Annotated in this window: 1 protein-coding gene; it reads left to right on the top strand. The window is 55.2% G+C overall.

Annotation, left to right across the window (positions count from 1 at the left end):
- Positions 1 to 22 precede the first annotated feature (22 nt).
- A partial coding sequence (locus BK660_RS30690) for a LysR family transcriptional regulator (protein ID WP_148057502.1) occupies positions 23 to 288 on the top strand: 266 nt, incomplete at its 3' end.

Here is a 288-nt window from a genome sequence, read left to right as displayed (position 1 = left end):
GCAGCACAGCGAGACAGAACGGATGCTGAACAGTAACTTGCTTAGCAAGCTCGACATGCAGGACCTCATGGTGTTTGTCGCCGTGTACGAGCAAAGCAGCGTCACCGGTGTGTCGGAGGCGCTCTGCGTCAGCCAGTCCACGGTGAGTTACTGCCTGAAAAAGCTGCGGACCAGTTTTGAAGACGAGTTGTTCATCAATACCCGCACCGGTATGCGTCCCACCTACAAGGCCAGCACCATGTACACGCATGTGCTGAAAATCCTCGAAAGCATCAACGTGTGCCACGC

The sequence above is a fragment of the Pseudomonas brassicacearum genome (assembly GCF_003732265.1).
In the GTDB taxonomy this organism is placed as follows: domain Bacteria; phylum Pseudomonadota; class Gammaproteobacteria; order Pseudomonadales; family Pseudomonadaceae; genus Aquipseudomonas; species Aquipseudomonas brassicacearum_D.
Note: the sequence above shows the minus strand (reverse complement) of the source record. Positions and strands in the feature narration are given on the sequence as shown.